Source organism: Paenibacillus sp. 01T422, from assembly GCF_056398785.1.
Genome location: NZ_JBFTQB010000187.1, coordinates 1 through 8,933, shown reverse-complemented (window position 1 = coordinate 8,933; position 8,933 = coordinate 1). Strand labels below are relative to the sequence as shown.

Here is an 8,933-nt window from a genome sequence, read left to right as displayed (position 1 = left end):
ATGTTAAGTGCGCCATTACTTGATTTTTCCTTAGAAAAACCAGCAACAATCAGCTCCTTGTCGCTTTCTTCCAAATCGCTGCTTTGTAGAATGGTCTGATTATTTTTATCCATTACGATATATTTGGTGGTCGAGAAAATGGAGTTATTTTCCAATGTAGCTACGATTGTAGGAATAGATATTGTTGTCACCATCGTTGCCAGATGACCATTTAGATATTGGGTTGTAACACTCGGAATGACATCACGATTCGTATTCATATTCGGATTGGCCACTCTCGTTGGTGTCAGTAATTCAAACAAACTGCTTTCGTGTAATTGATGTCGCCAGAAATCTTTATCGTAACCATCGAATTTATAAAATGTGTCAAAGAAAACGTCAAAATCAACCATGCCATCACTAAAATAAACGCGTTGATCATCCACAAATAGAAAGATATTGTCGACAAAGTGACTTATTGTATTCCGATTCCCCGCAATTGATCTCACGATCGACGGCAATTTAATTTTCTCTTCATCAGTTAGTAATGGATACGGTCGTAAATATTGTTGAATGGTATCACTGAGCAGCAAGCTATTGTTGGTTGACTGTGCCATACCTAAGTAGATATCAATGGTTTTGGAGGATGCAGCCAAATTATCCGTAAGCTTACCAGAGGCATCTTTCTTAATAAGTTGATTGGCATTAAAATAGGCTATGACCCCAAGGATGACAATTGGAATCAGCAACGAAAGGAAATAAAGAAGAATCTTAAAAAATAGTCTATTTTTATTTAACGTTTGCTTCAAATGTCTCCAATTCAAGTTAACTCCCCCATTATGCATGCGCTCCTAATTATAGTAAGCGGTTTCAAATACTAGTATTCTAATCTTTCTAGATGAATCCTTCTTCTAGAAGTAAAATATTCCTCGGCATTAGGATAGATAGGCTTGGAGGAGTGGGTTCTGTATAGCCAGGGAGAGCATGGGAGAAATAGAATACCGACATCAAGCAGTTGAATATAAAAGGATAAGCAGGATGCACGGTATCGTGCATCCTGCTTATGTGTCAATTGTGGAAAGAAAATTGCTTAGATAACTCCTTGGAAAGACGGTACAACTTATCGACTTCCAGTTTATTCGTATCCGTAAACTCGTTATGATCGCGCGCGCGCGAGTGATAGTTCGAACTGATACCTTCCTTCATTTGATAATATTTGGCGTTAATCGGATATAACTGCCGCTCAATAAATGAAGCTACACTCAACAAATCACTCAAATGCTCCGCTTCTTCAGGCTGTTTCTCCCAGTTATGTAGAAGCCAAGCATACAGATCTGGATGAAAGTTAGCCATGACTCCACTGTACCCATGAACACCCAGCTTCAATGTTTCCAGGAGCGTAGCTGTATTGGCATTAAACAGTTTTAATGATGTTCCTTCAATCGCTTCCAGCTTTTCCTGGATCATKGCGATATCACAGGAGGTATCCTTCAGGAAGAAGAATCTTCCGGTATCTGCGCACCATTTCAATACCGATGGTGTAAGTAATCGCTTATAGGGAAATGGACATTCATAGATACCAAGCGCAATATGCTTCGGTAGTTGTTCGATGAGCTTCTGAGCGTTATCCTTCCACACCTCATCAGACTCCTCTTCGTCTCCCAATCGGTTCGAAATCAGGATAACGGCCTCAACTCCCGTTTCCGACATCGCAGTCAGTTCGCGGACTTGGTCYTCAATCGAGTGCGAGATGTGACCCGACGCAATAACGGGAACCCTTCCCGCTGCCTTCTCCACGACATAAGCGGCAAGCTTCACACGCTCTTCCAAGCTCAAGAAAAACATCTCGCTTGACTGACAGACAGCAAATAATCCGTCCACTTTATTTTGGATAAACCATTCGACCATACGTCCCATCGCTTCAAAATCTATGTCTCCAGATTCCTTGTATAAGGTAATCATTGTCGGCCATACGCCGTTAGGGTTGTTAATCTTCATTTGATCTTTCTCTCCTTCATATCTTTCATTTCTATAAAATTCACTTCCTCAATCGGCTCCTGCAGCTTGGAAGGTATGAAAAAAGTTTTGATCTCACATCTGCCGAAGGTACTCCGCCAACTGCGGTTCAAGGCTGACAAGCTTAGCTCTGTCTCTACTTCTCTTCCGTAAGTCTCTTGGCAGCGGAGAATCCACCCATTCCCGTCTTCTGCCGGTTTAAAAGCCACAGCTATAACATTGTCTGACGAAATGGAAATCCCCTTCGAAATCTGAGGCAAATCCCCTTCATGATACGTTTCCCATACTTGCAGCAGCGGATTATGCAATTCGTAGGCTTTACGTACAACTCCGCTGCTTTGCCAAGTACCGCTATGAGGTGAAAGTAAATAGGCAAATTCCTGAACCCCTTGGTCCATAAATTCCACTTGTTCATCACGTTCGCCAAAATGATCGGCATATATTGGACTTCGCACCATTGTCAGCCTCAACTCGTTGCCTTGCACATCGTATCCGTATTTGGCATCGTTAATCAAAGAAAAACCGAACGCAGCTGGTTCCATGTTGTCCGTCGTACCTGGCATGTTGCCCGATAGATTCACCCACATTTGTCCAGGAACTTCATTTCCATTAAGAGGCCGTTCCATGTAGCCGTACGGAATTTCAAACACGGCACGTGACTGCTCCACATTAACAGGGAAGGCAAGCTTCAGCATCTTGTGCTGTTCTCTCCAATCCAGCCTTACCTTAACATGCACATCCGAGCTGTCATGTAGTAAGCTGATATCCTGACGAAGCACAGAATTTCCGTAATAGCTAGTTACCCGTATCGTCGCTCGCAGCGGTCCATTCTCAAGCACCTTCAATTCAGCGTTGCCAAATCGTCCCAGCTCATCCCGATAGTGCGTAAGACCGTGCCCCCATGTATCGCTGTGAGTCTCATCCAAAACAATAGGAACCGCTCCGTCGCCGGCAAGTACTTCTCTATCGCCATTCAGCTTGTCAATCACACGAAGGATATACCCCGTAGCCGGATCAAGCTCTATGCATAACTGACTGTTCTCCAGCAAACACCCCTCTGCCCTGACGGTATCAGTTGGCTGCACGGAATCGAAAGCTTTATCACGATATACCCAGAATACTTGATAACCAAAAGCCGGGATTTTCCCCTGAATGAAGGTATTCCATTTATCACTTGTATTTGTCCGGGAGGCCCTAACCGTTTGAAACGATAGCGGATTGCCAGCAGCATCTGTCACTCCAGCCAGCTTCTTGTTAATGACAATCGGTGCCTCCACTTCCCACGATAAGGGGTTGAAAACCACGAGAGGTGACCCTAGATCATCTTGCTCCCAGAGCTGCCAGTCTTTCTCTTTGCTTAATGATTTTACGCCCGGTTTCATCGTATTTATCGACCAGGATATCTTCTGAAGTGCTGCATTAGTTGCCTTTGCTCCTATACTAAATGCTTCGCCGTAAAAATCCCGAACATCGTCAAAAGCTTCCTTAATACTGCAGCCGCCCATAATATCGTGAAAATGGTTAAACATCACGTTTTCCCATGCGCGATTAAGCGCTTCCATAGGATACGTTAACCCTCGCATCAATTTAGCCAAAGAAGACATTTTCTCAGCAGTCAGCATCTGTTGCTCCACTTTGCGGTTAGCGGCTTTGGATTCCGAGTGCGCTGAATAACACCCGACGGCATGCATCTGCATTTCATCCTTAATCACGGGAATATTCGGATTCATCTGCCTCATTTCTGAGAAATATCGATTCGGAGAACTAAGCTCAATGCCGTCCATGTCCGGCCGTTCTTGAAGCTTATGAATAAGTTCGATATTCTGAATGGTTGGTCCCCCGCCATGATTGCCAACCCCGTAGAAGGACATGAAGGCATGCCCGCTCGCAGAGGCCATAGCTCTGTGATTACTTATTTTATCTTCCATGCCACTACTCGCCCAATTGCCGTAACTGTCAGCTAGCCTGAACGTCATCACGCGGCTGCCATCTTCCGATTCCCACCAGAATAAATCGTGCGGCAGCGTCTTCTCATGCGCACCTGGGCGCATGAATACGTATGAGTCCATCCCGCCTAGCTTCAGTAGCTGCGGCATCATGCCGTGGTGACCGAACGAATCCACATTGTATCCGACCCGCGCAATCACTCCGAACTTTTCCATAAAATAACGTTGTCCATATAAACTGTGCCGCGCGAACGATTCGCCAGATGGCAAATTGCAGTCCGGTTGTATCCACCACCCGCCTGTAATGACCCATCTTCCTTCGGCAACACGCAGCTTAATTTCGGCAAACATCCCAGGGGCATTCTCTTCCACCCATTTGTAGTACGCCGCGCAAGCACAAGTAAATACAAAATCAGGGTACTCATTCAATCGATCCAACGCAGATCGAAAAGTCGCTTTGATCTCCGCATATCCTTCTTGCCAACGCCATAACCAAACCGGGTCCAAGTGGGCATTTCCTATTAAATGAAGCTTCGTTTCCACAGCGATTATATCCCCCTTATGAGAAAGTTTAACCTTTGACAGAACCCAGCATTGCCCCTTGTACAAAGTATTTTTGCACAAATGGATAGATGGCAAGCACGGGCAAGATAGCAACGAAAACACAGGCGTACTTAATATTTTCCGTCATGACGGCCATGCTGGCCTCTGCTGCCCCAAGCTGTGCGGATTGTGTAGCCATATCTCCAGAAATAACGATATTACGTAAAATAATTTGCATCGGGTATAGACTCTTCTCATTTAAATAAATAAGGGCTGGGAAGAAGCTGTTCCAGTGTGCCACTGCGTAAAATAGAAACATCGTAGCCATGACAGGTAAAGAAAGCGGCAGCACAATTTTGGTGAAAACTCGAAACTCTCCAGCGCCGTCCATAATCGCTGACTCGTGCAGCGCTTCTGGAATATCTTCAAAAAATGTTCTCATCAGGATCATATTGAAAACATTGATCGCAGTCGGAATTAATATAGCCCAGATCGTATTGACCATGCCTAACGCATGAACCACCATATACCGCGGGATAAGTCCACCGTCGAAGAACATAGTGAATACAACAAACAAAGCAAGAACGGAACGTCCATACATATGCTTACGGGACAAAGGATATGCGCAAAGAGCCGTCATCACCAAATTAACAAGCACACCGGCAACCGTATAGAAAATAGTATTTCCATAGGAGCGCACAATCGCAGKATCATTAAAAATGACATTGTAAGCTTTAAAATTAATCTCTATTGGTCGCCAAAACACTTCACCACTGCTAACCGACGAACCCGAACTAATGGAAATGATTCCCATGTAATATAACGGGTATAAAGTAATAAAGATCATAAGCAGCATAAAAATCAAGTTAATCGTATCGAAAAAAGTAAAGTTACGAAGTCGCATCTCAATTCCTCCTGCTAGAACAACCTGGATCCATTCAATTTTTTGGATATTTGATTCGCTGAAATGACAAGCACAAAGGCCAGTACGGATTGGAAAATGCCTACAGCCGCAGCGAAGCTAAAGTCACTGTCAATCAACCCTCGGCGATAAACAAACGTTTGGATAACGTCAGCCGTTTCATAAGTGGGACCGCTGTACAGTAATAAAATTTTCTCAAATCCGACTGAAAGCATTTTGCCCAACGTTAAAAGCAGCATAATCGTAACGACGGTTGATATTCCAGGCAGTGTAATGTGCAATAATTTACGCCATCGGTTTGCACCGTCCATCGTTGCCGCCTCATAAAGTTGCGGATCGATCGTGGTCAATGCCGCCAAATAAATAATGGAGTTCCAACCGATTCCTTGCCAGATTTCGGAGCCCACATAAATGGTTCGGAACCACTGTGGCATGGACATGAAGGTCTTCGCTTCCCCGCCAAAGAGCTTAACTACTTCATTAATAAGCCCATCAATGGAGAGAAAGTTAACCAGCATACCTACAATTACTACGGTAGACAAGAAATGCGGAATATACGTGATACTTTGGATAAACTTCTTGAAAAATTTTTGCTGCAGCTCGTTTAACAACAAAGCGAATATGAGTGATGATGGGAAATAAAAAATGAGAGAATACAAGTTGATAAGTACTGTGTTGCGAACCACTTGCCAAAAATACGGATCCGTCAGAAATTGGCGGAAATACTTCGTCCCAGCCCAAGGGCTATGAAAGAAACCTTTGACGATCGAATAATCTTCGAACGCCATCAGATTTCCAACCATGGGCGCATAATGAAAAATAACAAAATAGGCAAAAGGTAATAAAAACATGAGATATAGCGGCATGCTCTTGCGGATATTCTTTTTAATCTCAACAGCTGGTGTCAACTAGCTCCACTCCTTTCCGGTAAATAAAAGGACAGGCCGTAAGATAGGCCTTAGCAACCTGCCCTTTTACTGTATAAATTAAACTTTGAACCTTATTTCACGCGAGCTAAGGCATCGTTATAGATTTTGACAATATCATCTGCACCTTTCGCCTTGAGCTGTTTTACGAAGTTATCCCAATCCTTGAGCGCACCGTCTGTCACGATGAATTTATCCATGTTTTGAGCCAGGTAAGCGTCAAGCTGCGTACGGACTTGTTTCAATTTCTCACGTTCTTCTTTGGTAAAAGGAGGATCGTTCACGAATTGCACATTCTCGCCTGCAGCCAAACCTTTGGATGCTTTCGTGTTCCAATCTACCCATTCCTTGGTATTGAACGGCAATCCAGCATGATCGTCATTATTCAGACCAAGTCCCAGGTAGCCTGTGCCATACTCCGATTGCAGCGCATAAAACGCGCTTGGCTGTCTATCCTTGTATTTATTCACAACAGCGTCAGTCAATTTGTAATCGCCATTCTCACCAGTGAAATCTTCCCCTTTGATCCCGAAGTTTGTAACCTCGATTCCCTCTTGGGAATAGAACCAATCCATGAATTGAACAACCTGTTCAGGATTCTTTACTTTCGCATTAATGACGTATGATTCCGACAAGTGGCCAAGTGCGTAGATAAGGTTCCGCTTTGCTCCACTTGGCGTTGTCATCGTATCCAACATATCAAACTTCGCGGTCGGATCTTTCTTCTGAAGATTAATGTTAAACGTGCTCGCAAAACCATTGTTATCCTGGAAATAGAAGGATTTACCCGAGTTCAACTTTTCCTGCCAAATTTGCGATGTTGCCGTAGCATAATCCGGATCAAGAAGCTTTTCTTTGTACAGTGTATTCAACCATGTAATGGCCTCTTTGAACTCTGGCATTGCCGGACCGAATTTGTATGTTTTATCTTTCGGTTCGTAATAGACCTTCGTGCCGTTAAACGTTGTGTATCCGCTACCAAATGCGAACGAAATGGGATTGATTAGATTTTCTGTCCCTGTAAGTCCATTGGCAGCACGAGCTGTGAACGGATAGGAATCCGGGTTCGCTTCTTTCATTTTCTTCATTACTTGATAGAGTTCATCGTAAGTAGTCGGCTTTTTCAAACCTAGCTTGTCAAGAACATCCATCCGGATCATCGAAAGCTGGCCGCCAACCCCCTGCCAATTTGCTACAAGCGGGAATCCGTAAAGCTTCCCATCAATTTTGTTTTTATTGATCTCAGGCTGCTGGGAGATAACCTTCTTCAGATTAGGCATTTTGTCCAAATAAGGCGTCAAATCAAGAAAAGTTCCCGAATCGGCAAAGTTCTGAATATCGTCTTGTTTGACGAGCATGATATCAGGCAGGGTATTCGTTGCGATCAACGTTTTCTTCTTATCGTCGTAGTTGCTCTGAGGAACACTTTGGAGATTTAGCTTGACGTTCTTACGTTTCGCAATTTCCTGAACGGCCTTGGAATTAGCCACAATGGCTTGCGAAGGGTGTTCGTACCTCATCCAAGTCAGCGATAGTGGTTGGGTTGCTGGCGTGTTTGCTGCCGCACCGGCCGTAGTTGCCGGAGTCGAAGAATTATTGGTTGAAGTCGGTGAAGTGGTTGAACTGCTTCCACAACCGCTAAGCACACTTGATAGTACAAGCAATGAGCCAGTTATTGCCATAATCCCCTTTTTTGATTTCATCGAATAAATCCTCCCATGTAATTGGATTGCCTTACACGAGGATCATAGCACACCATTTTCGCACAGATGAACGTCCAATTCGGCGTTTAAAGTGCCGTTTTTCCGCTTATAGTGCGATGATTCATTTCTCCGCCATGATGCAAGGACAGAGCAGGACAGAGCAGGACAGAGCAGGACAGAGCAGGACAGAGCAGGACAGAGCAGGACAGAGCAGGACAGAGCAGGACAGAGCAGGACAGAGCGGACAGTTCCCCGGCACACATGCAGGGTGGGCATAGTAGGCAACATCCTCGACTGTCTAACAGACACAGCAGCTCTTATTCGGCGGATTATAGCTGTTTTGAAAATCTAACGGACACCAGCGCAGCTATTTGCTTGTTTCCACCCCGATTTCGCCCTGAAATCGGCAAATTAGGGCTCCCGTGTCCGTTAGAAATGAAACTGGGCGATTTTCACGATATTAACGGCTGTGGTGTCCGTTAGAATTGGCCGGCTGGTTCGCGCCCAAAGTAGTTTCCACGGAGCGGAGCGGGACGGAGCGGGACGGAGCAGGACAGAGCAGGACGGAGCGGTCAGTTCCCCGGCACACATGCAGGGTGCGCATAGTATGGCAACATCCTCGACTGTCTAACAGACACAGCAGCTCTTATTCGGCGAAATATAGCCGGTTTGAAAATCTAACGGACACCAGCGCAGCTATTTGCTTGTTTCAACCCTGATTTCGCCACGAAATCAGCAAATAAGAGCTCCCATGCGGCTAGAATAAGAAGTGGACACATCCGTTAAGTGACCCCAATAATAGACTTAACGAATAGGGGGGTGTCCGCCAATGGGAGAGCAACGCCAACGATATAACGAAGATTTTAAAAAAGAAGCAGTAAAATATGTTCAGGAACAA

At 44.7% G+C, this 8,933-nt stretch carries 6 protein-coding genes; all 6 read right to left on the bottom strand.

Features of this window, described 5'->3' with window-relative positions; all coding sequences use genetic code 11:
• A partial coding sequence (locus AC1DUA_RS12885) for a hypothetical protein (protein ID WP_477500137.1) occupies positions 1 to 803 on the bottom strand: 803 nt, incomplete at its 3' end.
• A gap of 244 nt (positions 804 to 1,047) precedes the next feature.
• Complete coding sequence (locus AC1DUA_RS12880) at positions 1,048 to 1,977, bottom strand: dihydrodipicolinate synthase family protein (RefSeq protein ID WP_477500136.1); 930 nt, start codon at positions 1,975 to 1,977, stop codon at positions 1,048 to 1,050.
• On the bottom strand, positions 1,974 to 4,484 hold the full coding sequence (locus AC1DUA_RS12875; protein ID WP_477500135.1) for an alpha-mannosidase: 2,511 nt from the start codon (positions 4,482 to 4,484) through the stop codon (positions 1,974 to 1,976). The genes AC1DUA_RS12880 and AC1DUA_RS12875 overlap by 4 nt, the downstream gene beginning before the upstream one ends.
• Positions 4,485 to 4,512: 28 nt before the next feature.
• Positions 4,513 to 5,388: a carbohydrate ABC transporter permease gene (locus AC1DUA_RS12870; RefSeq protein WP_477500134.1), complete on the bottom strand. Its 876-nt coding sequence runs from the start codon at positions 5,386 to 5,388 to the stop codon at positions 4,513 to 4,515.
• 14 nt (positions 5,389 to 5,402) lie between these two features.
• Positions 5,403 to 6,314, bottom strand: a complete 912-nt coding sequence (locus AC1DUA_RS12865; protein WP_477500133.1) for an ABC transporter permease — start codon at positions 6,312 to 6,314, stop codon at positions 5,403 to 5,405.
• Positions 6,315 to 6,406: 92 nt separating this feature from the next.
• Positions 6,407 to 8,035, bottom strand: coding sequence for an extracellular solute-binding protein (locus AC1DUA_RS12860; protein WP_477500132.1), 1,629 nt, complete (start codon positions 8,033 to 8,035; stop codon positions 6,407 to 6,409).
• Positions 8,036 to 8,933 lie beyond the last annotated feature (898 nt).

What these genes read in the sequence shown, in the direction of transcription:
- AC1DUA_RS12860 (WP_477500132.1), bottom strand. Translation starts at nt 8,035, where the DNA reads ATGAAATCAAAAAAGGGGATTATGGCAATAACTGGCTCATTGCTTGTA.